Consider the following 23,522-nt stretch of genomic DNA (forward strand, 5'->3'; position numbering starts at 1 on the left):
ATAGTCCTGCACCGCTACCAGTTTTACTTGCTCTGTGTACTTACCCATGACACCCCCAAAGGTTGTGTCCAATCTTTGGGGGTCAGTTCAGGGCGTGGGAACGATCAAGAGGGTCATCCGAGGAGAGTCAGATCAGCCCGAACAACAGCGGCGGCATGGCGACGAATTCCGCCAGGTTTGGAATCGCCCAGCTTTGCAGGAGTTGGATCGCGATGAAGGCGAAAATCGGCGAGATATCCAGGCCACCCAGGTTGGGGATCCAGCGACGGAACGGTGCCAACACCGGCTCAGTGATCTGCGACACCAGCTCGGCGCCTGGGCTGCGGCTACCCGGTGCGACCCAGGAGAGGATCACACTGATGATCATCGACCAGAAAATGATCTTCAAAAACAACGAGAAGATCCCGATCAGTGCCCACGGCAGCAACAGCAGGGTCTTGGGCAGGTAGCCCTTGAGCATCAGGATGACTGCGAACAGCAGGATCTGCAGCAGCAGCGCCAGTACCAGCGAAGACATGTCCAGGCCGAACATGCTCGGGATCACCCGGCGCAGTGGCTTGAGCAGCGGTTGCGTGGCCTTCACCACGAATTGGCACAGCGGGTTGTAGAAGTTCGCCCGCACCAGTTGCAGGATAAAGCGCATCAGCACGATCAGCAGGTACAGGCTGCCCAGCGTCTGGATGATGAAGATGACAGCGTCATTGAGTCCGAGCATCATTTATTCCTTTGTAAGGGACGACTATTGGCCCAGTTGTTCGGCCAGTTCAGCCGAACGGTGCGCAGCGGCGCCGAGAGCCTTTTCCACCAGGGCTTCAAAGCCCCCGGCCTGGAACGATTCGATGGCCGCTTGGGTGGTGCCGCCCGGGGAGGTTACGCGGCGACGCAACTCAGCGGCGTCCACATCACTGGCCACGGCCATCTGCGCAGCGCCCAGGGCGGTCTGCTCGGCCAGTTGCTCGGCGACTTCGTGTGGCAGGCCCAGTTTCACCCCGGCAGCGGTCATGGCTTCGATCAGCAGGAAGAAGTACGCCGGGCCGCTGCCGGAAACGGCGGTGACCGCGTCCAGTTGCTGCTCCTGTTCCAGCCACAGGGCGATGCCCACGGCGGACAGCAGTTCCTGGGCCTGGTCACGTTGCTCGGCGCTCACTTCGTGGGTGGCGTACAAACCGCTCACGCCCTTGCGCAGCAGGGCCGGGGTGTTGGGCATGCAGCGCACGATCGGTTGCGCGCCGAGCCAGTTGTTCATGCTCGCGCAGGTGATGCCTGCGGCGATTGACACCACCAGTTGGTGTGGCTGCAGGCTCGGGCGCAGGCTTTCGCACACGGCCTTCATGGCCTGGGGCTTGACCGCCAGGACGATCACATCGACACCCTGGATGGCCTCGGCGTTATCGGCGAAGGTTTCGATACCGTGCTCGGCGCTGACGCGGGCACGGGTGTCGGCGCCCGGGTCGCTGGCGCGGATCTGCGCGGCGTCCAGGCCCTTGGCCCGCAGGCCACCGATCAGGCTGGCCGCCATGTTTCCGGCGCCGATAAAGGCAATACGCGTGTTGCTCATGACAGGTCCTTATTCAGAGGGAAGTCAGCCCTTGGAGGGCTGGCCGTAGTCGCGGGCGCCAAACAGGGCGGTACCGATCCGCACCCAGGTAGCGCCTTGGGCGATGGCCGACTCAAGGTCGTGGCTCATGCCCATGGAAAGTGTGTCGAGCGGCAGGTTCAGGCTGTTTTGCAGGTCGCGCACGCTGGCGAACGCTGCGTCTTGTTCGGCCCGATCTTCCGTCGGCTCGGGAATTGCCATCAAGCCCCGTAGCTTCAGGCGCGGCAGGGCGCTGATCGCGTTGGCCAGGGCCGGCAGGTCGGCAGGCGTACAACCGGACTTGCTGGCCTCGCCACTGACATTGACCTGGATGCAGATATTCAACGCTGGCAGGTCGGCCGGACGTTGTTCGGACAGGCGTTGTGCAATTTTGAGGCGGTCCACGGAATGCACCCAAGCGAAATTCTCGGCGATCGCGCGAGTCTTGTTCGATTGAATGGGGCCGATGAAGTGCCAACTCAAGGGCAGGTCGGTTAATTCGGCCTGTTTGCTCAGGGCCTCCTGCAGATAGTTTTCACCAAACTCGTGCATCCCGGCGGCATAGGCTTCGCGCAGGGCTTGCGCGGGTTTGGTCTTGCTCACGGCCAGCAGGTGGATGCTGTTTGCGTCACGTTGCACGGCGTCGGCTGCGGCGCGGATGCGCTGGCTAACCAGGCCGATGTTGTCTGCTATCGTCGACATTCAAGATGCGCCCGTGGATATGGAGTCCGCGGCATTCTACTGGAAATGGAAAGCCCTATGGATATCACTGAATTGCTGGTGGCCAGCGTGCATCGGGGCGCCTCCGACCTGCATCTGTCGGCCGGTGTGGCACCCATGCTGCGGATCGATGGAGAGGTCTGGCCGCTGGATTGGCCGGCGCTTTCACCCGCGCAAGTGGCGGATTTATTGAGTCCGCTGCTCAGCAGCCACCAACAAAAGGATTTCGAAACATCTCTCGAAACGGATTTTGCCTTCGAACTGCCCGGCGTGTCGCGGTTCCGGGTGAATGTGTTCCAGCAGGATCGCGGCATGGGCGCGGTGTTTCGCACCATTGCGGCCGAGGTCCAGAGCCTGGAAAGCCTCGGGTTGGGAGAAGTGTTCCGGCGTATCGCCCAGCTACCGCGCGGCCTGGTGCTGGTGACGGGGCCTACCGGCAGCGGTAAATCCACCACCCTGGCGGCGATGATCGATTACCTCAATCAGCATCGGCGCCAGCACATCCTCACGCTGGAAGACCCCATCGAATTTATCCACACGCCAAAAATCGCGCTGATCAACCAGCGTCAGGTCCACCGCGATACCCATAGCTTTTCTACCGCGCTGCGTTCGGCGTTACGGGAAGACCCGGATGTGATCCTAGTGGGCGAGTTGCGCGACTTGGAAACCATCCGCCTGGCCCTGACCGCGGCTGAGACCGGGCACCTGGTGTTTGGCACCCTGCACACCACCTCTGCGGCAAAGACCGTGGACCGGCTGGTGGACGTGTTCCCGGCGGGGGAAAAGGCCATGGTCCGCTCAATGCTGTCCGAGTCGTTGCAGGCGGTGGTGTCCCAGGTACTGGTCAAGAAGATCGGCGGCGGGCGGGTGGCGGCCCATGAAATCATGTTGGGCACCCCGGCCATTCGTAACTTGATCCGCGAAGACAAGGTGGCGCAGATGGTCTCAGCGATTCAGACCGGTGGGGCGCTGGGCATGAAGACGCTGGATATGAGCTTGAAGGCGTTGGTCACGGAGGGCGTGATCAGCCGTGAAGAGGCACGGGAGAAGGCGAGGGTGCCTGGGGATATATAAGCACGTCTAAATGTGGGAGGGGGCTTGCCCCCGATAGCAGTGGGTCAGGTACAGATAAGCTGACTGATCCACCGCTATCGGGAGCAAGCCCCCTCCCACATTGACTACTGCATTCCAGCTTCAGATCAGCGTTGTACTACCCGCAACGTGTTCTGCTCTTTCGGCAGGACCCGCTTGGCAATCACGTAGTTCTTGTCCCAGAACGGCTTTTTCAGCGTGTCGATGCTGACAGCCTTGCCACGACGCGGTGCGTGGATAAAACGGTCATTGCCCAGGTAAATGGCAACGTGGTTCACCTGGCGACTCTTCAGTTTGAAGAACAGCAGGTCACCCGGTTTCAGGTCCTTGCGCTCAACCTTCTGCCCGTGGCCGGCGGCCATGGCGTTGGAGGTGCGCGGCAGATCCACGGCGGCTACGTCGTTAAACGCATATTTCACCAGGCCGCTGCAGTCGAACCCTTTACTTGGGCTGCTGCCGCCCCAACGATAAGGCGTACCGAGCACGTTTACGGCGCGGCTGAGGACGGTGCTGCTCTGCTTGGTGTTGACTGCCACCAGGCCCGGAACTGCTTTGCCGTGGGCCTTGCTCAGTTGAGTCGGGCGGCTGACGGTCGGCTTTGCCGATTTGGCAGTGCTTGGCGTGCTGTGGACTTTAGGGGTGAAACCGTTGACGTTTGGAAGTCGTTGCTCACGATTGGTGGCGTGGGCGGCCAGTGGCATTAATAGGCAAATGGTTAGCCATGTCTTGAAAAATGGTCGCATTAGGCGTGGCTCTTATGGGTTTGCGCGCAACTTTATAACAGCTTTTTGTGTCGTTCTCAGGCCGTTTGTCGACTGAACCTTGGGGTCAAACTCAGGAAAAACGCGACGATTCGCCGCGATTGTCCTACACAAGTCAGGTGGCATAAGGCTTTCAGGGGAGGGAAGATACCATTTGCCGTACGTCGGGCGCCTGTAAAAAAGTCACAAAGAAAGTGAAAAAATTTATCTATTGAAGCAAATGAGGTACTCCATGAACACCTATCAACAGGTTGGTCCGCAGCAAGACACTCACAGCAAGGTGATCGGTTACCTGCTGTGGATTTTCGGGTTTACCGGGGCCCATCGCTTCTATTACGGCAAGCCCGTGACCGGCACGATCTGGTTTTTCACCCTGGGTTTGCTTGGAATCGGCTGGCTGATCGACCTCTTCCTCATCCCGGCCATGGACCGTGAAGCGGACCTGCGTTTTACCGCTGGCCCTATCGAATACAACGTGGCGTGGATTCTGTTGGCGTTTCTGGGGGTGTTCGGCGTGCACCGCATGTACCAGGGCAAATGGATCACCGGGCTGATCTACCTGCTGACCGGTGGTTTGTTCCTGGTGGGGGTGCTGTATGACTTCTGGACCTTGAATACCCAGGTTTCGATCCGCAATGCCGAGCGCAACGGCGGCCGCTAGATCATCAATAACCTGTAGGAGCGAGCTTGCTCGCGAAGAACGAATAGACAATGCGGGCTACCTGATAGCGCTGCGTTATCGTTAACGTTCTTCGCGAGCAAGCTCGCTCCTACAGTTTTTAGTGGCTCAAGCCTGGTAGCTGATGCGTCCATCCACCAAGGTGTAGCGCACCGTCGCCGGCAGGCTATGGCCGATGAACGGGCAGTTCTCACCCTTGGATAGCCAGTGTTCCCCAGCAATTGTGGAGCTGGCCGGGTCAAACAGGACCAGGTCCGCTGCCGCACCTACCGCCAGTTTCCCCGCCGGCAGGCGCAAGGCCTCGGCCGGGCCGCTGCTCAGGCGTGCCAGCAGCGTCGGCAAGTCGAGCAAACCGTCTTCCACCAGCGTCATCGCCAGTGGCAGTAACAGCTCCACGCTGCTGATGCCCGGCTCTGTCGCGCCAAACGGTGCCAGCTTGGCATCCCGCTCGTGGGGCTGGTGATGGCTGGAAATCGCCGAGACCACGCCCGACTTCACTGCCGCCCGCAAACCGTCACGGTCGGCCAGTGTGCGCAGCGGCGGCTGCACGTGGTACAGGCTGGAGAAGTCGATCAGTGCCTCATCCGTCAGGATCAGTTGATACAACGCCACATCCGCCGTCACCGGCAAGCCACGGGCCTGGGCCTGGGCGATCAGGGCCACGCCGCGGGCGCTGGTCAGCTGGCTGAAGTGTGCACGCACGCCACTTTGCTCAACCAGCAGCAGGTCGCGGGCCAGGGCCACGGTTTCGGCGGTTTCCGGGATGCCCGGCAAGCCGAGGAAGCTGGCGACGGCGCCTTCATGGGCCAGGCCACCTTCCGCCAGGTCGCGGTCCTGGGAGTGGAAGATCACTGTCAGGTCGAAGGTCGCTGCGTATTCCAGGGCGCGGCACAGGGTGCGGGTGCTGCGAAAGCTCTCCAGGCCGTTGCCGAAGGCCACGCAACCGGCGTCGCGCAGGGCGATCAGCTCGGCGAGTTGTTCGCCTTCCAGGCCTTTGCTCAGGGCGCCGATGGGAAACACTTTGCAGTTGCCGGCTTCACGGGCGCGGTCGAGGATCAGCTCGGTCACGGCCGAGGTGTCCAGCACCGGCTTGGTGTGCGGCGGGCAGCACAGGCTGGTGACGCCACCGGCCGCAGCGGCGCGGGTTTCGCTGGCGATGCTGCCTTTGCGGCTGTAACCCGGTTCGCGCAGCGCGACGTTCAGGTCCACCAGTCCAGGTGCGGCCACCAGGCCTTTGGCATCAATGGTCTCACTGGGGCTGAAATTGCTGGGTGCGGCGCCGATGGCGATGATCTTGCCGGCTTCCAGATGCAGATCGGTAACGTGATCCAGGCCACTGGCCGGATCGATGACTCGGGCGCCGAGAATGCTGAGCTTCACTGGGCCTTCTCCTGCTCGAATTGACGTTGCGCGGTTTGCCCGCTCATGGCCATGGACAACACCGCCATGCGCACGGCGATGCCATACGTGACCTGGTTGAGAATCACCGACTGGTTACCGTCGGCCACCGCCGACTCAATCTCCACGCCTCGGTTGATCGGTCCCGGGTGCATCACGATGGCATCCGGCTTGGCGCCGGCCAGGCGTGCGGTGGTCAGGCCGAACAGGCGGTAGAACTCGCCTTCGCTCGGCAGCAGGCCACCCGACATGCGTTCGCGCTGCAGGCGCAGCATGATCACTACGTCCACATCCTTGAGGCCTTCGGTCATGTCGGTGTAGACCTTCACGCCGTATTGCTCGATGCCGATGGGCAGCAGGGTTTTCGGTGCGATCACGCGGATGTCCGGGCAACCCAGGGTTTTCAGGGCCAGCATGTTCGAGCGTGCTACCCGCGAATGCAGGATGTCGCCGACGATGGCCACCGAGAGGTTTTCAAAGCTGCCCTTGTGCCGACGAATGGTGAGCATGTCGAGCATGCCCTGGGTCGGGTGGGCGTGACGGCCGTCGCCGCCGTTGATGATCGCCACCTGCGGACACACGTGTTCGGCAATGAAGTGCGCGGCACCGGAGTCGCCGTGGCGCACCACGAACATGTCGGCGGCCATCGCTTCCAGGTTGCGCAGGGTGTCGAGCAGGGTCTCGCCCTTGCTGGCCGACGAGGTGGACACGTTCAGCGTGATCACGTCGGCCGACAACCGTTGGGCCGCCAGTTCAAAGGTGGTACGGGTGCGGGTGGAGTTCTCGAAGAACACGTTGCAGATGGTCTTGCCGCGCAGCAGCGGGACTTTCTTCACCGCCCGGCCGCCAACTTCGAGGAATGAGTCGGCGGTGTCGAGGATTTCGGTGAGCAGTTCGCGGGGCAAACCGTCGAGGGACAAGAAATGTTGCAACTGGCCCTGAGCATTGAGCTGCAGCGGGCGCTTGGCATCTAGAGGCGTCATCGCGGGGACTCTTTACAAGGCGGTTTAAAGGGCAAGGTCTTGCAGTTCGAGTTCGAGCGGCGTGGGACCGGACAATTTTACTCGCTGGCTAGCCTCAAGGGACAGCGTGGCGCCAACCACGTCCGGGCTGATAGGCAGTTCGCCTGCCTCCAGGTCCAGCAGGCAGACCAGGGTGATGCTGGCCGGGCGCCCGTAATCGAACAATTCATTCATCGCGGCACGGATGGTTCGGCCGCTCATCAGCACGTCGTCGATCAGCACCAGGTGCTGGCCTTCAATCTCGAACGGCAGGGCGGAAGGACGCACTTGTGGGTGCAGGCCGTTCTGGCTGAAGTCGTCGCGGTAGAAGGACACGTCCAGGGTACCCAAGGGGGCGTCGCTGCCCAGTTCGTCCAGCAACGCTTGGGCGACCCACACACCGCCGGTGCGAATCCCGATAAAGCGCGGTTCGCTGATGGCACGGTGTTCCAGGTGCGTCTTGAGGCTTACCGCCATCTGGCGGATCAGTTCGGCGGGGTTCGGCAGGCTCATGGTGGCTCCTTCAAGGCAGGCGATAGTGTGTAGGAGCGAGCTTGCTCGCGAAGAACTCACAGGCACCGTGTTCATCCAGGTTTCATGCGTTATCGTTGACGTTTTTCGCGAGCAAGCTCGTTCCTACAAAAAGCGACAGGCAAGCCGCGTCAGTCAGGATTCAAATAAAGCGGTGTTTTCGTCCAGCCAGCCTTGCAACAGCAAGGCGGCGGCAATGGCGTCCACCGGGTTGTCGCGGTAGCTGCCCTTCTGTCCGCCACGGTCGCGGCGCTCGCCCTTGGCTTCAAAGGTGGTCAGGCGTTCATCGTGGGTATAGAAGGGCAGGTTGTAGCGGCCGTTAAGACGGCGGGCGAACTTCTCGGCGCGCAGGCACATGTCGCTGGGGGTGCCGTCCATGTTCAGGGGCAGGCCGACCACCACGGCGTCAGGCTTCCACTCTTTAATCAGGGCTTCGACCTGGTTCCAGTCCGGTATGCCGTTCTGGGCCTTGAGGGTGCACAGTTCGCGGGCCTGGCCGGTGATCACCTGGCCGACCGCTACGCCGATCTGTTTGGTGCCGTAGTCAAAACCGAGGATCAGACGCAAGGCCATCAGGCGTGCCCCGCCTGGCTGGTCAGCAGGCTGAGGTTGACCCGCAGCTTGGCCGCCGCCGCTTCCAGGCGCAGCTCGCTTGCGGTGTTGAACAGGATGTCGGCATCGAACGGGCAGGTGAGCCAGGCATTGCTGGCGAGTTCGGCTTCCAGTTGCCCGGCTTCCCAGCCGGCATATCCCAGGGTGATCACGCTTTGCTCAGGGCCCACGCCGTCGGCAATGGCGAACAACACGTCCTGGGAAGTGGACAGCGACACACCCTCCAGGTCCACGGTGGCCTGGAACTTCGGTCCGGTCGGGTGCAGCACAAAGCCGCGATCGGTCTGTACCGGCCCGCCGATGTAGATCGGCACACCCTGGCAACGGGCCGGTGGGTCGACCTCTGGGCGCAGTTGCTCAAGGATATCGGCCAGGTTCAGTGCTTGCGGGCGGTTCACCACCAACCCCATGGCACCATTGGCGGTGTGCTCGACGATGTAGGTCAAGGTCTGCGCAAAGTTCGGGTCGGCCATATGGGGCATGGCGATCAGGAATTGGTGCTTGAGGTAGGTCGGGCTGACATTTTTCATGTCCGCTAGTGTGGCGTTGGAGGGGCGAACTGACAAGCTGGACGTGACCCGAATACAGTGCTGTTGGCTTTTCTGTAGGAGGGCGCTTTCAGTTGCTGGAGAGGCGGTCGCCCTTGGCAAACTTCCAGGTCCGGATAATTTCCAGGCGGTCCACGTCGTTCAAGTCGCCGCTGAACGGGGCAAAGGGCGCAGCCAGGCGCACGATGCGTTGGGCAGCCTGGTCCAGCAGCGGCTGGCCGGATGATTCCAGCACCTGCACTTCATATAGCGTCCCGTCGCGGTTGATCGACACCAATAGACGCAAATTGCCGTAAATCTGCTGGCGCCGTGCCTCTTCCGGGTAGTTGAGGTTACCGATGCGTTCGACCTTCTTACGCCACTCGTCCTTATACCAGGCGCCCTTGTCACGCATGGTCGAGGCCGCATTCAGCCGGTAGATGCGCGGGCGCTTGGCGTACAGCTGTTGCTCATGGGCCAGTTCGGCTTCCAGGCTGGAAATTTCGTCGGAGAGTGTCGAGCTATCGAACGTCGGTGCCGGCTTCACCGGCTCGGGCTGTGGTTCGGTCTTGGTTTTCTCGCGCTGGACCGGGGCTTTTTGCGGCTTGGGTGCGACGGTGGTCACGGTGGGCTTGGGCGTGGCCTGTTTGACTTCGGGCTTGGGCGCCGGCGGCGGTGTGACCTTATTGACCTTGTTGTCCTGGAAAGGCGCCACTTCAGTGGTCTTGGGGATGGCCTTCTTGTCCAGCGTACCGCTGCCCTGCTGGTTGTTCTGGGCGAGAAAATCCGCCTTCTCGGGCTTCTTTTCACTTTTGAACGTGGCGAGGGTGATTTCCAGGGTCTTGGTGATCTGCTTGGGCTCGACCATGGTGAAACCCACGCCGAGGATCAAGGCCAGGTGAATCAACGCGGCCAGGAACAGGGTAAATCCGAGCCGATCAGCCGGGCGCACGCCGCTGTGGGAGAGTTCGGGGGGCAGATCGGACGGGAGTGTCATGACAAAAAAACCAACATCGCGCGTTTCACAGGTCGCGCATGATAACGCAATGTTGGTGTGTGTCCGGCTGTTCTATGTCACTTGGCTTGCAGCTTACGCTCGATGGCTGCCATCAACATTTCGCCGATGTTCGTGCCAAATGCATTGTCGATCTCGCGAATACAGGTCGGGCTGGTGACATTGATTTCGGTGAGGTTTTCACCAATTACGTCAAGGCCTACAAACAGCAGACCCTTTTCCCGGAGCGTCGGGCCAACTTGACTGGCGATCCAGCGGTCCTTGTCTGACAACGGCCGCGCTTCACCACGACCACCGGCTGCCAGGTTGCCACGGGTTTCGCCGGCTGCCGGGATACGCGCCAGGCAGTAATCCACCGGCTCGCCGTCGATCATCAGGATGCGCTTGTCGCCGTCCTTGATCGCCGGCAGGTAAGCCTGGCCCATGATCTGCTGGGTGCCCAGGGCAGTCAGGGTTTCGAGGATCACCGACAGGTTCGGGTCGCCGGCGCGGTGACGGAAGATCGAGGTGCCGCCCATGCCGTCCAGCGGCTTGAGGATCACATCACCGTGCTTGGCGGCGAATTCACGCAGTACATCGGCGCGACGGCTGACCACGGTCGGCGGTGTGCACTGTGGGAACAGCGTGGCAAATAGCTTTTCATTGCAGTCGCGCAGGCTTTGCGGCTTGTTGACGATCAACACGCCCGCACGCTCGGCCTGCTCCAACAGGTAGGTGGAATAGACGAATTCCATGTCGAACGGCGGATCCTTGCGCATCAGGATCACGTCCAGATCGCTCAGGGGGCTGTCGATTTCGTCCTGCAGTTCGAACCACTTCTCAGGGTTGGCAAACACCTGCAGCGGACGCATGCGTGCGCGGGCCTCGCCGTCACCCTGGTAAAGGTCGCGCTGCTCCATATAAAACAGCGTCCAGCCCCGGGCCTGGGCGGCCAGGAGCATGGCCAGCGAGCTGTCCTTTTTATAGGAAATGCTGGCGATAGGGTCCATGACAATGCCGACGCGAACGCTCATGGGGGATTTCCTCTAGCAAATTAGGGCGCATAAAAGTGGCGTCAGAGTGGCGCTGCGGCTGTTGTGGGTCAAGGAAAAACCACTGCGCGGGTGCCTCGATAGATTGCTCCCCGAGACTGTGCTAAAAAGACTGCCACGGCGCAGCAGCCCTTGAATTCCAAGGCCTGCGGCGCTCATCCTGTGCAACATCAGGCAGTACACACCGAAAACCGATTCGCTGTGGCGATGGTAGAGCAGATATGGAACAGCATTCCAACGCCTTGAGAGTGATGGTGATCGACGATTCGAAAACGATCCGCCGCACCGCCGAGACGCTGTTGAAGAACGTGGGCTGCGATGTCATCACGGCCATCGACGGTTTCGATGCCCTGGCCCGGATTGTGGATCATCACCCGCACATTATCTTTGTCGACATCATGATGCCGCGCCTGGATGGTTATCAGACCTGCGCCCTGGTGAAGAACAACCCGGTGTTCAAGTCGATCCCGGTAATCATGCTGTCCTCCAAGGACGGCCTGTTCGACAAGGCCAAGGGGCGCATCGTGGGTGTCGATCAGTTTTTGACCAAGCCTTTCAGCAAGGAAGAGCTGCTGAGTGCGATCAAGGCCTATGTGCCAGGGTTCGCCGCAGTGGAACAAGCACACTGACGCCGCCTCACAAGGGCCGGCGCTGACTAATGTAGTGGGGAAAACCATGGCACGAGTTCTGATCGTCGACGATTCGCCGACCGAAATGTACAAATTGACCGGCATGCTCGAAAAGCATGGTCACGAGGTTCTCAAGGCCGCCAACGGCGGCGATGGTGTAGCGCTCGCCCGCCAGGAAAAGCCTGACGCGGTATTGATGGACATCGTGATGCCGGGCCTCAATGGGTTCCAGGCCACGCGCCAACTGACCAAAGACAAAGAAACCGAGCACATCCCGGTGATCATCATCACCACCAAAGATCAGGAAACCGACAAGGTCTGGGGTACTCGCCAGGGTGCCAAGGACTACCTGACCAAGCCGGTGGACGAGGAAACCCTGATCGCCACCCTGAACAAGGTGCTGGCCGGCTGACGGCACGCCATCATGACCGAGTCGCAAACCGCCTTCGAGCTGCTGCTGGACATCGACCGCCGCTGCCGCTTGCTGGCCGCCGACCTGCCGTCCCAGGAAACCCGCCTGCAACGCTGGAGCGGGATTGGCTTTCGCCTGGGTCAGCATTGGTATGTCGCGCCCATGGGCGAAGTCGCCGAAGTCCTGCATGAGCCGCGCTGCACTTTAATGCCCGGGGTCAAGGCCTGGGTCAAGGGTGTTGCTAACCTGCGCGGGCGTTTGCTGCCGGTGATGGACCTGGGCGGTTTCCTTGGCCTTGAGCTGTCCAAGGCGCGCAAGCAACGGCGGGTGCTGGTGGTGGAATACAACGATCTGTTTGTCGGGCTGCTGGTAGACGAGGTGGTGGGGATGCAGCATTTTGCACAAGACGCCTTGCTGGCGAACACCAGCCCCAGCGCGCCGTTTATCCAGGGTCACTTCGATGGTGAGCCGCTGTGGCAGGTCTTCAGCCCCTTCGCCCTGGCCCAGGCCCCTGGTTTCATGGATGTCGCCGCATGACCACCGCTACCACGCCCAAACCCCAGGCCGGCTCGCGCAGCCGCTCACAGATCATCGTGCTGTTTATCGCGCTGATCGTGTTCATCATGCTGCTGTTCGCCAACTTTGCTTACCTCAACACCCAGTCCACCTACGACAAACAGTACATCGGCCACGCCGGTGAACTGCGTGTGCTGTCCCAGCGTATCGCCAAGAACGCTACCGAGGCCGCCGCCGGCAAGGCCGCCGCATTCAAGCTGTTGGGCGAAGCGCGCAACGATTTTGCCCAACGCTGGGGCTACCTGAAAAAAGGCGACCCGGAAACCGGACTGCCCGCTGCGCCCAGTGCGGTCCGCGCTGAAATGCGCGCGGTGCAGACGGACTGGGAAGCGCTGCTGAAAAACACCGACGCGATCCTCGCCAGCGAGCAGACCGTGCTGTCCCTGCACCAAGTGGCCGCGACCCTCGCCGAAACCGTGCCGCAATTGCAGATGGAGTCGGAAAAGGTCGTCGACATCCTGCTGCAACGCGGCGCGCCGGCCAGCCAGGTGGCCTTGGCCCAGCGCCAGTCGTTGCTGGCCGAGCGTATTCTTGGGGCGGTCAACACCGTGCTGGCCGGCGATGAAACCGCCGTACAGGCCGCCGACACCTTTGGCCGCGACGCCAATCGCTTCGGGCAGGTGCTCAATGGCATGCTCAACGGCAACCCCGGGCTGCGCATCACCCAGGTCGAAGACCACGATGCCCGTGCGCGGCTGGCGGAAATCGCCGAGCTGTTCGAGTTTGTCTCCGGCTCCGTGGATGAAATCCTCGAAACCTCGCCGCAGCTGTTCCAGGTACGCGCCTCGGCGAGCAATATTTTCAACCTGTCGCAAACCTTGCTCGATGAAGCCTCACACCTGGCCACCGGCTTTGAAAACCTGGCCAGCGGACGCAGTTTCGACACCATCGGCGGCTATGTGCTGGGCCTGTTGGCGCTGACCTCGATCATCCTGATCGGCCTGGTGATGGTGCGCGAAACCAACCGCCAACTGCATGAGACCGCCGAGAAGAACGAGCGCAACCAGAACGCGATCATGCGCCTGCTGGATGAAATCGAAGACCTGGCCGACGGCGACCTCACCGTGACCGCCTCGGTGACTGAAGACTTCACCGGCACCATTGCCGACTCCATCAACTATTCCGTGGACCAACTGCGCGATCTGGTGGCCACCATCAACCTCACCGCCGGGCAAGTGGCGGGTGCCGTGCAAGAGACCCAAGCCACCGCCATGCACCTGGCCCAGGCCTCCGAACATCAGGCCCAACAGATTGCCGAAGCCTCCACCGCGATCAACCAGATGGCCCAATCCATCGACCAGGTATCGGCCAACGCGGCCGAATCCTCGGCGGTGGCGGAGCGTTCGGTAGAAATCGCCAACAAGGGCAACGAGGTGGTGCACAACACCATCCACGGCATGGACAACATCCGCGAACAGATCCAGGACACCGCCAAGCGCATCAAACGCCTGGGCGAGTCGTCCCAGGAGATTGGCGACATCGTCAGCCTGATCGACGACATTGCCGACCAGACCAACATCCTCGCCCTCAACGCCGCGATCCAGGCCAGCATGGCCGGGGATGCCGGACGCGGCTTTGCCGTGGTGGCCGATGAAGTGCAGCGGCTGGCCGAGCGTTCATCGGCGGCCACGCGGCAGATTGAAACCCTGGTGCGCGCGATCCAGGCCGACACCAACGAAGCCGTTATCTCCATGGAACAGACCACCACCGAAGTGGTGCGCGGTGCGCGCTTGGCCCAGGACGCCGGAGTGGCCCTGGAGGAAATCGAAGGCGTGTCGAAAACCCTGGCCGCGCTGATCCAGAGCATCTCCAACGCGGCGCAGCAACAGACCTCGTCGGCGGGTCAGATCTCCCTGACCATGAACGTGATCCAGCAGATCACCACGCAGACGTCATCGGGCTCCACCGCCACCGCCGAAAGCATCGGCAACCTGGCGAAGATGGCGAGCCAGTTGCGCAGGTCGGTGTCGGGTTTCACCTTGCCTGCGGCTAAGCAGGCTGATGATTGAAATGCGATCCAAATGTGGGAGGGGGCAAGTCGAATCGTCGCACCGCCCCTCCCACATTTGATCTCCATTTGTTTCAAGAACACCAGCAACCCACGAATTCTAAGCGGAGCAGTTATGGTTGATCGGCACGACTACGTGGCCCTCGAATGGGTCAAGGGCGACATTGCCGAAACCCTGAAACAGGCCCGTTCGGCGCTGGATGCGTTTGTCGAGACCCACGACGAGGGCGTGATCAGCCAATGCCTGGCCGCTATCCACCAGGTGCATGGTGCGCTGCAAATGGTCGAGTTCTACGGCGCGGCGCTGCTGGCCGAAGAGATCGAAGAACTGGCCCTGGCGCTCCAGGCCGGGCGTGTCAGCCAGCACGACGAAAGCATCCGCCTGCTGCAACAGGCCCTCGGCCAACTGCCGCTGTACCTCGACCGCGTGCACAGCGCCCGCCGTGATTTACCGCTGGTGGTGCTGCCGCTGCTCAACGACCTGCGCAGTGCCCGCGGTGAAAGCCTGCTGTCGGAAACCAGCTTGTTCAGCCCACAACTGCTGTCGATTGCGCCGCTTGCCGATAACGCCCTGGCCCAACGCTCTCCGGCCGACCTTCAAGAGCAACTGCGCCAGTGGCACCAACTGCTGCAACAAGCCCTCGCCGGGCTGCTGCGTGAAGACCACGGCCCGAGCAACCTGGAAGACATGGCGCGGGTGTTCGCGCGCCTTGAGGCGCTGTGCCAGGGCGCGCCGCTGTTGCCGCTGTGGCAAGTGGCGTCGGCGCTGGTCGAGGGCATGCTCACCGGCGTGGTCGCCAACAGCCCGGCACTGCGCAGCCTGCTCAAGGCCAGCGACAAGCAGCTCAAGCGCCTGCTGGCACAGGGTATCGGCGGGATCAACCATCCGGCACCGGATGAGCTGCTCAAGAGCCTGTTGTTTTACGTCGCCAAAGTCACCCGGCCGACCCCGCGCATGCAGAGTTTGAAAGAACGCTACAGCCTGGATGAGGCCTTGCCCGACAGCGCGGTGGTGGACGCCGAGCGTGCGCGCCTCGCCGGGCCGGATCGCAATGCCATGGGCTCAGTGCTCGGTGCGTTGTGTGAAGAATTGGTGCGGGTCAAAGAGCGCCTCGACCTGTTCGTGCGCAGCGACCGCCAGCACACGAGCGACCTCGACGCGCTGCTGGCGCCCCTGCGCCAGATTGCCGATACCCTCGCGGTACTGGGGTTTGGCCAGCCGCGCAAAGTCATCATCGACCAGTTGGCCGTGGTATTGAGCCTGGCCCAGGGGCATCGCGAGCCCAACGACGCGGTGCTGATGGACGTCGCTGGCGCGCTGCTCTATGTGGAGGCCACGCTGGCGGGAATGGTCGGCACCGTCGAGCCGGAAGGCCACGAAGAAAGCCGTCTTCCCACCACCGACCTGACCCAGATTCACCAGTTGGTCGTCCGCGAATCCTGCCAGTGCCTGCGGCAAGCCAAGGAGCTGGTGATCGACTGTATCGAAGCCGATTGGGACCGCCAGCGCCTGGAGTCCCTGCCGGAACTGCTGAGCCAGGTGCGCGGCGCGCTGGCGATGATCCCCTTGCCTCGCGCGGCCAGCCTGATGCGCGGCTGCACCGATTACGTCGACGAACAGTTGATGGTCAACGACAGCCCGCCGTCCGAGGCACAGTTGGGGCATTTCGCTGATGTGATCAGCAGTCTGGAGTACTACCTCGAACGCATGCTCCTGGACCCCGACGCAGCCGGTGAACGGGTGTTGGAACTGGCCACCCAGAGCCTTGCTGCGCTGGGTTACCTGCCCGCCGAGAAGCCCTGGCGTCAGGCACTGGTAGCCCCTGATGGCGTGCTGTCGAGTGAGGTTGCACCCAGCCAGTCCCAGTTCGACGCACTGGCCAACCCGACGTCGCGCCTCAATCCGCCGGCCTTGCAACGCCCCGGTAGCCTGCTGCCGCCTCCGGCCGATGAAGCGCCCATCGACGATGAACTGCGCGACGTCTTCCTCGAAGAAACCGACGAAGTCCTTGAGGTGCTGCACCGCCACCTGCCCAACAGCGCGGACAAAACGGCCCAAGGCGAAATGCGCCGTGCCTTCCATACCTTGAAAGGCAGCGGCCGCATGGTGCGCGCCCTGGTGCTGGCGGAGCTGGCCTGGGCCGTGGAAAACCTGCTCAACCGTGTGCTGGAGCGCAGCGTCGCCCTCGGCCCGGAAATACAACAGGTGCTGGGTGATGCCGTGGCCCTCTTGCCGGCATTGATCGCCGACTTCGCGACTGACGACCAACACCAGCGCGATGAGGTCGACGCGCTGGCCGCCCGCGCCCACGCCTGGGCCAACGGCGCCGCAGCGTCGGCCGGCGAACCCCACGATCCGATGTTGCTGGAGATCTTCCGCAACGAAGCCCAGAGCCATCTGGACAGTCTCAACCACTTCCTGCAACAGGCCGCCGAGCATGTGCCGCTGCAAGTCAGTGATGAACTGCAACGCGCCCTGCACACCCTCAAGGGCAGCGCCTACATGGCCGGTGTGTTGCCCGTCGCCGAGCTGGTGCGCCCACTGGATCACCTGACCCGCGAATACAAAGCCCATCGCCTGCCGCTGGACCTGGACGAAGTCGAGTTGCTGCTGGAAGCCGAAGGCCTGTTCCAGCGCGGGTTGCGCCAGCTGGACCGCGATCCCCTGGTGCCGATCAAGGGCGCGGATGACTTGATCCGCCGTACCCAAACCCTGCTCGACCATCAACTGGCTGCGCTGCTCGATGCCCCCAACACGGGCCTGCGGATCAAGCGTGACCCGCAACTGATCGCCAACTTCCTGGCCCAGGGCATGGACATCCTGCTCGACGCCGAAAGCCTGCTGCGCCGCTGGCAGCAACACCCCGGCGAACGCCAGGAACTCACTGCGCTGCTGGATGAGTTGACCACCCTGGGGGAGGGCGCTCACATCGCAGACCTGCTCCCCATCGACGCCTTGTGCGAAGCCTTGCTCGACCTCTACGGCGCTGTGGAGGAGAGCAGCCTGGCGGTCAGCGAGCGGTTTTTCCATGAGGCCGAACAGGCCCATGAAGCGCTGATCAGCATGCTCGATCAACTGGCGGCCGGCCAGGAAATCAGCCCGGCACCGGCGCGGGTACAGGCCCTGCGCGAACTGCTCGACGACGCGCTGGACCCCTCCGCCACCGGCCTGATCAAAAGCGACGGCAGCCGTGCCCTGAGCATCGCTGAACTGGGCGCCGCCACTGCGAAACTGGATCATGAAACGGCGATGGACGATGAGATCGTCGAGATCTTCCTCGAAGAAGCCGTGGATATCCTCGACAGTGCCGGACAGTCCCTGAAACGCTGGCTGCTGGACCCAGAGAGTGCCGCGCCGTTGTCGTCACTGCAGCGCGACCTGCACACCCTCAAGGGCGGCGCGCGCATGGCCGACATCGGGCCGGTGGGCGACCTGGCCCAGGAGTTGGAGTGCCTGTACGAAGGCCTGGTGGATCGCCGCTACAGCTACTCCAGCGAGCTGTCCCAAGTGCTGATGGCCAGCCATGAACGGTTGGCCTTGCAACTGGAGGAGCTGCAGCACCATCAACCCTTGAGCGACAGCGCCGAGCTGGTCGCTAGGTTGCGCGCATTGCGCCAAGGCGGCCTGCCTGCCGCACCGGCCGTAACCGCGACGGAAACGCCGGGCGCCGACCCTGAGTTGCTGGATATTTTCCTTGAAGAAGCCGCCGATATCCTCGACAGCTCCGGCAGCGCCTTGCTGCGCTGGCAAGCCGAACCGAACAATCGCCAGGAAGTGGAAACCTTGCTGCGCGACCTGCACACCCTCAAGGGTGGCGCGCGCATGGTCGAGATCGGGCCGATTGGTGACCTGGCCCATGAGCTGGAATTTCTCTACGAAGGGCTTTCCGCCGGGTTGCTGCTGCCGTCCGCCGAACTGTTTGCGTTGCTGCAAGGCTGTCACGACCGCCTGGCGCAGATGATTGACGCGGTGGCGGATGGACTGCCGGTGGGCTCGGTGGACAAGCTGATCGAACGGATAAAAAGCCTGGTGCATCCGAGCGACGAGCCGGTGGTGCCGGTGGCATTGCCAGCGAGCAAGGCCGAAGTGGCGGTTGATCCTGGCGCCGACATGGTGAAAATCTCCGCCGATTTGCTCGACGACCTGGTCAACCTGGCCGGCGAGACTTCGATCTTTCGGGGCCGTATCGAGCAGCAGGTCAACGACGCGCGCACCGCCCTGCATGAAGTGGAAACCACGATCGAGCGGATGCGCGACCAACTGCGCCGCCTCGACACCGAAACCCAGGGCCGCATCCTCAGTCGTCAACAGGCCGAGGCCGAGCGCCTGGGCTACGAAGAATTCGACCCGCTGGAAATGGACCGTCATTCGCAGTTGCAGCAACTGTCCCGGGCGCTGTCCGAATCGGCCTCCGACCTGCTCGACCTCAAGGACACCCTCGACCGCCGCAATGAGGATGCCCACGACCTGTTGCAGCAACAGGCACGCATCAACACCGAGTTGCAGGAGGGCCTGATGCGCACGCGCATGGTGCCCTTTGAACGCATGCTGCCGCGCCTCAAACGCATCGTGCGCCAGGTGGCGGGCGAGTTGGGCAAGGACGTGGAATTCATCGTCGGCAATGCCGAGGGCGAGATGGACCGCAACGTGCTGGAGCGCATGGCGGCGCCGCTCGAACACATGCTGCGCAACGCCGTCGACCATGGCCTGGAATCCCGCGATGTGCGGTTGCTGGCCGGCAAGCCGGAGAAGGGCCGCATCACCCTGGACCTGACCCACGAAGGCGGCGATATCGTTTTCGACATGCGCGACGACGGTGCCGGCGTGCCTCTGGAAGCGGTGCGGCGCAAGGCGATCAAGCGCGGGTTGCTCGCCCCTCATCAAGAGATGAGCGACCGCGATGTGTTGCAGTTCATCCTGCAGCCGGGGTTCTCCACTGCGGAAAAGATCACGCAGATTTCCGGGCGTGGCGTGGGCATGGACGTGGTGCATGAAGAAGTGCGCCAGCTCGGCGGCTCGATGGTCATTGACTCGACACCGGGGGAGGGCGTGCACTTTCGCATTCGCCTGCCGTTTACCGTGTCGGTCAATCGGGCGTTGATGGTGCAGTGTGCAGACGATCAATATGCGATCCCGCTCAACACCATCGAAGGGCTGGTGCGGGTGCTGCCCCATGAACTGGCGGGGCACTACCAGCAGGATCCGCCGCGTTATGAATATGCCGGCCAACGCTACGAGTTGTTTTACCTGGGTGACCTGCTGCACACCGTCGGCCGGCCTAAATTATTGGGTCAGTATCAACCCGTGCCGGTGTTGCTGGTGCAGTGCAACGAGCGCCGCGTTGCGGTACATGTGGACGCCATGGCCGGCACCCGGGAGATTGTGGTCAAGGGCCTGGGTCCGCAATTTTCCGGGGTGCAGGGGTTATCCGGCGCGACCATCCTGGGGGATGGGCGCGTGGTGTTGATCATTGACTTGCTCGCGCATATCCGCGCCCGGCAACCGGCCTTGCCGGACCAGTCGGTGGATGCTCCGCTGATCCTCAACGACCCGCTGAAAAAACGCCCGCTGCTGGTGCTGGTGGTGGACGACTCGGTCACCGTGCGCAAAGTCACCAGCCGCCTGCTGGAGCGCAACGGCATGAACGTGCTCACCGCCAAAGACGGCATCGATGCCCTGGCCGTACTTGAAGAACACACCCCGGACCTGATGCTGCTCGACATCGAAATGCCGCGCATGGACGGCTTCGAAGTGGCCATCCAGGTGCGCAACGACCCCCGTCTGATGCGCCTGCCGATCATCATGATCACCTCCCGCACCGGCCAGAAACACCGCGACCGCGCCATGGCCATCGGCGTCAACGACTACCTGGGCAAGCCGTACCAGGAATCGGTGCTGCTCGAAAGCATCGCCTACTGGAGCAAATCCCGTGCTTGACCACCGCACCAGCCAACTCACCGGCCTGCTCCTGCCCCTGGCCGACCGCCACTTGGTACTGCCCAACGTCGCCATCGCCGAGTTGATCGACTTCCAACGCGGCGAACCGGCCAGCGACGCCCCGCCGTGGTATTTGCGGCAAGTGACGTGGCGGGATCGGCAAATCCCGTTGATCAGCTTTGAAGCGGTGTGCGGCGAGGCCAGCGTGACCGGCGAACGCTCACGGATCGTGGTGTTGAATGCGCTGGGCGGGCGGCCGACGTTGAAGTTCATTGCGCTGGTGATCCAGGGGATTCCGCGCTCGTACAAGCTCGATAGCGAGTTGAGCTATGTGGACGTGCCGCTGTGCCCGCTGGAACTGGCGGCGGTGCAGGTGGGGGAGCAGGTGGCGAAGGTGCCGGATTTGATGGGGCTCGAGGCGCTGCTGGTGGAGTCCGGGTTGGCCTGAGCGGCGCCTTCTCCATGAGAAATGAAAGGCACCTGTGGTGAGGGCGCTTTCCCGTTCAGAGACGCTGCAGCAGATGAAAATCAGCAATCAGCATACCCGCCAGGTACACCATCAAAATCACCACACCCGCGTCCAATAAACGCCAGACCTTTGCCGAACGAAATAGCCCCGTCAACCTTTGGCATCCCAACGCCAAAACCACAAACCACACCAGCGACGCGGTCATTGCTCCGCCGGCAAAGAACGCCTGTTGGCTGACGGGCTTTGCTGCACCAATAGAGCCAATTAGCACTACGGTATCCAGCCAAGCATACGGATTGGCAAATCCAAGTATCACCGCCGTGCGCAGCAATCCCTGTTGTGAGTTGAGGTTGCTTTGAGTATCTGGCATCGACTGGTTACGCACACAAGCCAATAACCGCTGCCAGCCAAACCACAGCAGATAAGCCGCTCCCGATAGAAGCAGGAACGCCACCAGACTTGGCTTGCTGCCGAGCAACGAGCCCAAGCCCATGACCCCAAGAGCGATGAGGATGATATCGGCGAACACGCATACTGCCACCACACCCCAGACAGGGCTGCGACTGACACCCTGGCGAATAACCAGGGTGTCCTTCGGTCCAGGAGCGGCGAACAGTCCGATGCCCAGTAGAAGACCTTCGAGATAAAAGGCGTTGAGGTCTGGAGTCATGAAGTGCTCGACTGCTTGGGTATCAGTTCAATTGAAGGGGTTGATTACCGAAACCGGTATGGCGCGCGTTGACGGCGCTTTTCAAGTCGATCGGTTGGTGGCGGAAAAAGCCTGTCAGTTCCTGCTCTGCATCAGGGTTGACGAAGTAAATGAGAGAGCTGCGTGGCATTGGTCTCCGAGGAGTCAGAACCGCGTGGTATGCAGCGGGAATCGCATAGTCTGAGAGATCAGTCAGTAACGATCCGGCCAAGATTGCAACCTCGTTCTCCAAGAGGCGTACCGGCTCCAGCGAGCTGCCTCGAACCAGGACGAGGCCATCACGAGTAGGCTTGATAAATGACAACAGATGACCATCCTCGTGAGGGTCCTGAGCGAACTGGCGCTGACCCAACCCCGAATTAGCTCCATAGACACACAGTTGCAGATAGGACGCTGCACGCAGAGAGTTCAACGAAGTGGCTCCAAACTCCGCGCAAATTCCGTCCATCAATTCCTGGGCAAGCTCGCTGATCTGTTGTTCAAAAGCATTAACGGCGGCAAAAAATTCACTTTGTGTGAATTCAAAAGCTCTTCGTTTTGATGAATGCGCAGGCCAATAACAAAATCGCTCACACAGGTCTGGCTGATCCTCAAGGCTCGAGTACTCAGCGCCAAAGGGGAAAAATCCATCGGTGTCTTTCGCGAAGGAAAACGAGGCCTTGGTGGCTGGCGATATTGCGGAGTATCCATCAACGATTTTTTTGTAATCCAGCAGCATCGCTTCTGATATTTGCAGGGTCCCAAAGCCTGTTTGAGCAACGGATTCACAGCACGCTTTGATGTGGTTCATGGCTATATCCAAAGGTAGATGTAAAGGAATGCAACAAACACTAGGTTCGCAAGCATGCGAGAAACTACGACACTGGATATGACCGACTAAAAGGGCCCCATCCATGTCCTTCACAACATCGCCAGCAGGTGGCGAGTGTGCATGGTTCAAGACACGTGGCGGCGGACAGGTTGTCTTTTTTGGCGGACAAAGAAATGACGTTCACCTAAAAATGGGAACCGCAAATTTCGTATGAATATAAGAACGCGAGATACCCTCAGGTCACTGGTTGCACGGCGCAGCCGAGAGTTGGGCAAGCCTCTGACTGCGCTGGCCAAGGAGGCGGGAATTTCCAGAACCTACCTGTACGGTCTAGCTGCTGGAGCCTCCAGGGACCCGTCGGTGCGTACGCTGATCAAGCTGGCAAAGGCATTGCAGGTTTCTCCCTTGTTGCTGTTTCGCTACTTCGCTGACCTGACAGGCGCGCCCGATAATGCGTGCTCGATGGCTACCACCAATCGGGCTGCAGGTATTGATGATCCGGAGGACGTTGCGGTGTTCAATGCCGATGTCACGACGCCTGATCAAGCCGTCGTGTTGCCGGGGGAAGTTTTTCAGAAAACCTGGGAGATTCAGAACCTGGGCACACGACCCTGGCGCGGGCGACGACTGGTGCGTGTTGATAGGGAATATGTGATTGCCCGCCGCGCAGATCCACAAGGCCAGTTGGAGGTTGTGATGGATATTCATCTGCGTAGCCTGCACAGCGAGCTCCCCATTGCCGATACGCTGCCGGGCCAGCCGGTGCATATCAGTGTGGAGTTTGCAGCACCCAAGGAGACCTGCACGGTGGCTTCAGTCTGGAGAATCGAGGATGAGCAGGGGAAACCTTGTTACGGGCCTGCGTTCATTTTGCATGTAGTGGTTAACGTCATGGCACGTTGAGCGTCCGGCTGAAAACCTTGTCGGAATATTCTGTGTGGCGAGCGGGCTTGCCCCGCGTTGGGCTGCGCAGCAGCCCCAGCAAGATAAATGCGTTGCTTCAGGTAAACCGAGTTGGCAGTTTTTG

General features: G+C 61.5%; 22 protein-coding genes. 9 read left to right on the top strand and 13 right to left on the bottom strand.

Annotated features, from left to right (window positions below; genetic code table 11):
- Nucleotides 1–127 precede the first annotated feature (127 nt).
- From J1G35_RS28535 to J1G35_RS28545, 3 genes are read right to left on the bottom strand one after another with little or no spacing between them, the layout of a single operon-like run.
- Nucleotides 128–715: a YggT family protein gene (locus tag J1G35_RS28535; RefSeq protein ID WP_053127993.1), complete on the bottom strand. Its 588-nt coding sequence runs from the start codon at nt 713–715 to the stop codon at nt 128–130.
- Nucleotides 716–739: 24 nt separating this feature from the next.
- Nucleotides 740–1,558: a pyrroline-5-carboxylate reductase gene (proC, locus tag J1G35_RS28540; RefSeq protein WP_053127995.1), complete on the bottom strand. Its 819-nt coding sequence runs from the start codon at nt 1,556–1,558 to the stop codon at nt 740–742.
- Nucleotides 1,559–1,582: 24 nt separating this feature from the next.
- Nucleotides 1,583–2,278: a YggS family pyridoxal phosphate-dependent enzyme gene (locus J1G35_RS28545; RefSeq protein ID WP_223016658.1), complete on the bottom strand. Its 696-nt coding sequence runs from the start codon at nt 2,276–2,278 to the stop codon at nt 1,583–1,585.
- Between the two features lie 57 nt (nt 2,279–2,335).
- On the opposite strand from J1G35_RS28545, the gene J1G35_RS28550 reads away from it, so the two are divergent.
- Entirely contained in the window at nt 2,336–3,370 is a 1,035-nt protein-coding gene (locus J1G35_RS28550) for a type IV pilus twitching motility protein PilT (protein WP_223016659.1), read from the top strand.
- A gap of 125 nt (nt 3,371–3,495) precedes the next feature.
- Here the strand turns inward: J1G35_RS28550 and J1G35_RS28555 are convergent, their stop codons facing one another.
- On the bottom strand, nt 3,496–4,131 hold the full coding sequence (locus tag J1G35_RS28555) for a C40 family peptidase (protein ID WP_053128001.1): 636 nt from the start codon (nt 4,129–4,131) through the stop codon (nt 3,496–3,498).
- Nucleotides 4,132–4,381: 250 nt separating this feature from the next.
- Here J1G35_RS28555 and J1G35_RS28560 point away from each other — a divergent pair, with 250 nt between their 5' ends.
- On the top strand, nt 4,382–4,810 hold the full coding sequence (locus J1G35_RS28560; protein ID WP_027606088.1) for a TM2 domain-containing protein: 429 nt from the start codon (nt 4,382–4,384) through the stop codon (nt 4,808–4,810).
- A gap of 126 nt (nt 4,811–4,936) precedes the next feature.
- Here the strand turns inward: J1G35_RS28560 and J1G35_RS28565 are convergent, their stop codons facing one another.
- The 7 genes from J1G35_RS28565 to gshB form a co-directional block, all read right to left on the bottom strand.
- A complete protein-coding gene (locus J1G35_RS28565) occupies nt 4,937–6,208 on the bottom strand; it encodes a dihydroorotase (RefSeq protein WP_223016660.1) in 1,272 nt (423 codons plus the stop codon).
- Nucleotides 6,205–7,209 carry an aspartate carbamoyltransferase catalytic subunit gene (locus J1G35_RS28570; protein WP_048722533.1) on the bottom strand — a complete coding sequence of 335 codons (1,005 nt, stop codon included), beginning with the start codon at nt 7,207–7,209 and terminating at the stop codon, nt 6,205–6,207. The genes J1G35_RS28565 and J1G35_RS28570 overlap by 4 nt, the downstream gene beginning before the upstream one ends.
- Nucleotides 7,210–7,233: 24 nt before the next feature.
- Complete coding sequence (gene pyrR / locus J1G35_RS28575; RefSeq protein WP_223016661.1) at nt 7,234–7,740, bottom strand: bifunctional pyr operon transcriptional regulator/uracil phosphoribosyltransferase PyrR; 507 nt, start codon at nt 7,738–7,740, stop codon at nt 7,234–7,236.
- A 153-nt stretch (nt 7,741–7,893) separates the two neighbouring features.
- Nucleotides 7,894–8,331, bottom strand: a complete 438-nt coding sequence (gene ruvX, locus J1G35_RS28580) for a Holliday junction resolvase RuvX (protein WP_005792259.1) — start codon at nt 8,329–8,331, stop codon at nt 7,894–7,896.
- A complete protein-coding gene (locus tag J1G35_RS28585) occupies nt 8,331–8,900 on the bottom strand; it encodes a YqgE/AlgH family protein (RefSeq protein WP_053128009.1) in 570 nt (189 codons plus the stop codon). Before J1G35_RS28585 ends, ruvX begins: the two co-directional genes overlap by 1 nt.
- Before the next feature lie 88 nt (nt 8,901–8,988).
- Nucleotides 8,989–9,894 carry an energy transducer TonB gene (locus J1G35_RS28590; protein WP_053128011.1) on the bottom strand — a complete coding sequence of 302 codons (906 nt, stop codon included), beginning with the start codon at nt 9,892–9,894 and terminating at the stop codon, nt 8,989–8,991.
- Nucleotides 9,895–9,971: 77 nt separating this feature from the next.
- Nucleotides 9,972–10,925: a glutathione synthase gene (gene gshB / locus J1G35_RS28595; RefSeq protein ID WP_053128013.1), complete on the bottom strand. Its 954-nt coding sequence runs from the start codon at nt 10,923–10,925 to the stop codon at nt 9,972–9,974.
- A 239-nt stretch (nt 10,926–11,164) separates the two neighbouring features.
- Here gshB and pilG point away from each other — a divergent pair, with 239 nt between their 5' ends.
- The 6 genes from pilG (at nt 11,165) to J1G35_RS28625 (ending at nt 20,954) form a co-directional block, all read left to right on the top strand.
- Nucleotides 11,165–11,572: a twitching motility response regulator PilG gene (pilG, locus tag J1G35_RS28600; protein ID WP_027606081.1), complete on the top strand. Its 408-nt coding sequence runs from the start codon at nt 11,165–11,167 to the stop codon at nt 11,570–11,572.
- Between the two features lie 46 nt (nt 11,573–11,618).
- Nucleotides 11,619–11,984, top strand: coding sequence for a twitching motility response regulator PilH (pilH, locus tag J1G35_RS28605; RefSeq protein WP_034116227.1), 366 nt, complete (start codon nt 11,619–11,621; stop codon nt 11,982–11,984).
- A gap of 12 nt (nt 11,985–11,996) precedes the next feature.
- The gene (locus J1G35_RS28610; RefSeq protein WP_141156221.1) at nt 11,997–12,521 is read left to right on the top strand and encodes a chemotaxis protein CheW; all 525 of its coding nucleotides are present in this window, start codon (nt 11,997–11,999) and stop codon (nt 12,519–12,521) included.
- Nucleotides 12,518–14,569, top strand: a complete 2,052-nt coding sequence (locus J1G35_RS28615) for a methyl-accepting chemotaxis protein (RefSeq protein WP_053128016.1) — start codon at nt 12,518–12,520, stop codon at nt 14,567–14,569. The genes J1G35_RS28610 and J1G35_RS28615 overlap by 4 nt, the downstream gene beginning before the upstream one ends.
- Before the next feature lie 114 nt (nt 14,570–14,683).
- Nucleotides 14,684–20,506: an Hpt domain-containing protein gene (locus J1G35_RS28620; RefSeq protein WP_223016662.1), complete on the top strand. Its 5,823-nt coding sequence runs from the start codon at nt 14,684–14,686 to the stop codon at nt 20,504–20,506.
- Nucleotides 20,499–20,954, top strand: a complete 456-nt coding sequence (locus tag J1G35_RS28625; RefSeq protein ID WP_053128021.1) for a chemotaxis protein CheW — start codon at nt 20,499–20,501, stop codon at nt 20,952–20,954. The genes J1G35_RS28620 and J1G35_RS28625 overlap by 8 nt, the downstream gene beginning before the upstream one ends.
- A gap of 55 nt (nt 20,955–21,009) precedes the next feature.
- On the opposite strand, the gene J1G35_RS28630 is transcribed toward J1G35_RS28625, so the two are convergent.
- A complete protein-coding gene (locus J1G35_RS28630; RefSeq protein WP_223016663.1) occupies nt 21,010–21,645 on the bottom strand; it encodes a LysE family transporter in 636 nt (211 codons plus the stop codon).
- Nucleotides 21,646–21,667: 22 nt separating this feature from the next.
- A complete protein-coding gene (locus J1G35_RS28635; protein WP_223016664.1) occupies nt 21,668–22,474 on the bottom strand; it encodes a 2OG-Fe(II) oxygenase in 807 nt (268 codons plus the stop codon).
- 231 nt (nt 22,475–22,705) lie between these two features.
- Between J1G35_RS28635 and J1G35_RS28640 the strand changes: the two genes are divergently transcribed.
- Complete coding sequence (locus tag J1G35_RS28640) at nt 22,706–23,398, top strand: NBR1-Ig-like domain-containing protein (protein ID WP_092489443.1); 693 nt, start codon at nt 22,706–22,708, stop codon at nt 23,396–23,398.
- The last annotated feature ends 124 nt before the right edge of the window (nt 23,399–23,522 follow it).

The organism is Pseudomonas sp. SH10-3B (assembly GCF_019891415.1).
Taxonomy (GTDB): Bacteria; Pseudomonadota; Gammaproteobacteria; order Pseudomonadales; family Pseudomonadaceae; genus Aquipseudomonas.

What these genes read in the sequence shown, in the direction of transcription:
- pilH (WP_034116227.1), top strand. Translation starts at nt 11,619, where the DNA reads ATGGCACGAGTTCTGATCGTCGACGATTCGCCGACCGAAATGTACAAA.
- J1G35_RS28550 (WP_223016659.1), top strand. Translation starts at nt 2,336, where the DNA reads ATGGATATCACTGAATTGCTGGTGGCCAGCGTGCATCGGGGCGCCTCC.
- J1G35_RS28545 (WP_223016658.1), bottom strand. Translation starts at nt 2,278, where the DNA reads ATGTCGACGATAGCAGACAACATCGGCCTGGTTAGCCAGCGCATCCGC.
- J1G35_RS28560 (WP_027606088.1), top strand. Translation starts at nt 4,382, where the DNA reads ATGAACACCTATCAACAGGTTGGTCCGCAGCAAGACACTCACAGCAAG.
- ruvX (WP_005792259.1), bottom strand. Translation starts at nt 8,331, where the DNA reads ATGGCCTTGCGTCTGATCCTCGGTTTTGACTACGGCACCAAACAGATC.
- J1G35_RS28590 (WP_053128011.1), bottom strand. Translation starts at nt 9,894, where the DNA reads ATGACACTCCCGTCCGATCTGCCCCCCGAACTCTCCCACAGCGGCGTG.
- J1G35_RS28555 (WP_053128001.1), bottom strand. Translation starts at nt 4,131, where the DNA reads ATGCGACCATTTTTCAAGACATGGCTAACCATTTGCCTATTAATGCCA.
- pyrR (WP_223016661.1), bottom strand. Translation starts at nt 7,740, where the DNA reads ATGAGCCTGCCGAACCCCGCCGAACTGATCCGCCAGATGGCGGTAAGC.
- pilG (WP_027606081.1), top strand. Translation starts at nt 11,165, where the DNA reads ATGGAACAGCATTCCAACGCCTTGAGAGTGATGGTGATCGACGATTCG.
- proC (WP_053127995.1), bottom strand. Translation starts at nt 1,558, where the DNA reads ATGAGCAACACGCGTATTGCCTTTATCGGCGCCGGAAACATGGCGGCC.
- J1G35_RS28620 (WP_223016662.1), top strand. Translation starts at nt 14,684, where the DNA reads ATGGTTGATCGGCACGACTACGTGGCCCTCGAATGGGTCAAGGGCGAC.
- J1G35_RS28640 (WP_092489443.1), top strand. Translation starts at nt 22,706, where the DNA reads ATGAATATAAGAACGCGAGATACCCTCAGGTCACTGGTTGCACGGCGC.
- J1G35_RS28635 (WP_223016664.1), bottom strand. Translation starts at nt 22,474, where the DNA reads ATGAACCACATCAAAGCGTGCTGTGAATCCGTTGCTCAAACAGGCTTT.
- J1G35_RS28610 (WP_141156221.1), top strand. Translation starts at nt 11,997, where the DNA reads ATGACCGAGTCGCAAACCGCCTTCGAGCTGCTGCTGGACATCGACCGC.
- gshB (WP_053128013.1), bottom strand. Translation starts at nt 10,925, where the DNA reads ATGAGCGTTCGCGTCGGCATTGTCATGGACCCTATCGCCAGCATTTCC.
- J1G35_RS28630 (WP_223016663.1), bottom strand. Translation starts at nt 21,645, where the DNA reads ATGACTCCAGACCTCAACGCCTTTTATCTCGAAGGTCTTCTACTGGGC.
- J1G35_RS28585 (WP_053128009.1), bottom strand. Translation starts at nt 8,900, where the DNA reads ATGAAAAATGTCAGCCCGACCTACCTCAAGCACCAATTCCTGATCGCC.
- J1G35_RS28535 (WP_053127993.1), bottom strand. Translation starts at nt 715, where the DNA reads ATGCTCGGACTCAATGACGCTGTCATCTTCATCATCCAGACGCTGGGC.
- J1G35_RS28615 (WP_053128016.1), top strand. Translation starts at nt 12,518, where the DNA reads ATGACCACCGCTACCACGCCCAAACCCCAGGCCGGCTCGCGCAGCCGC.
- J1G35_RS28570 (WP_048722533.1), bottom strand. Translation starts at nt 7,209, where the DNA reads ATGACGCCTCTAGATGCCAAGCGCCCGCTGCAGCTCAATGCTCAGGGC.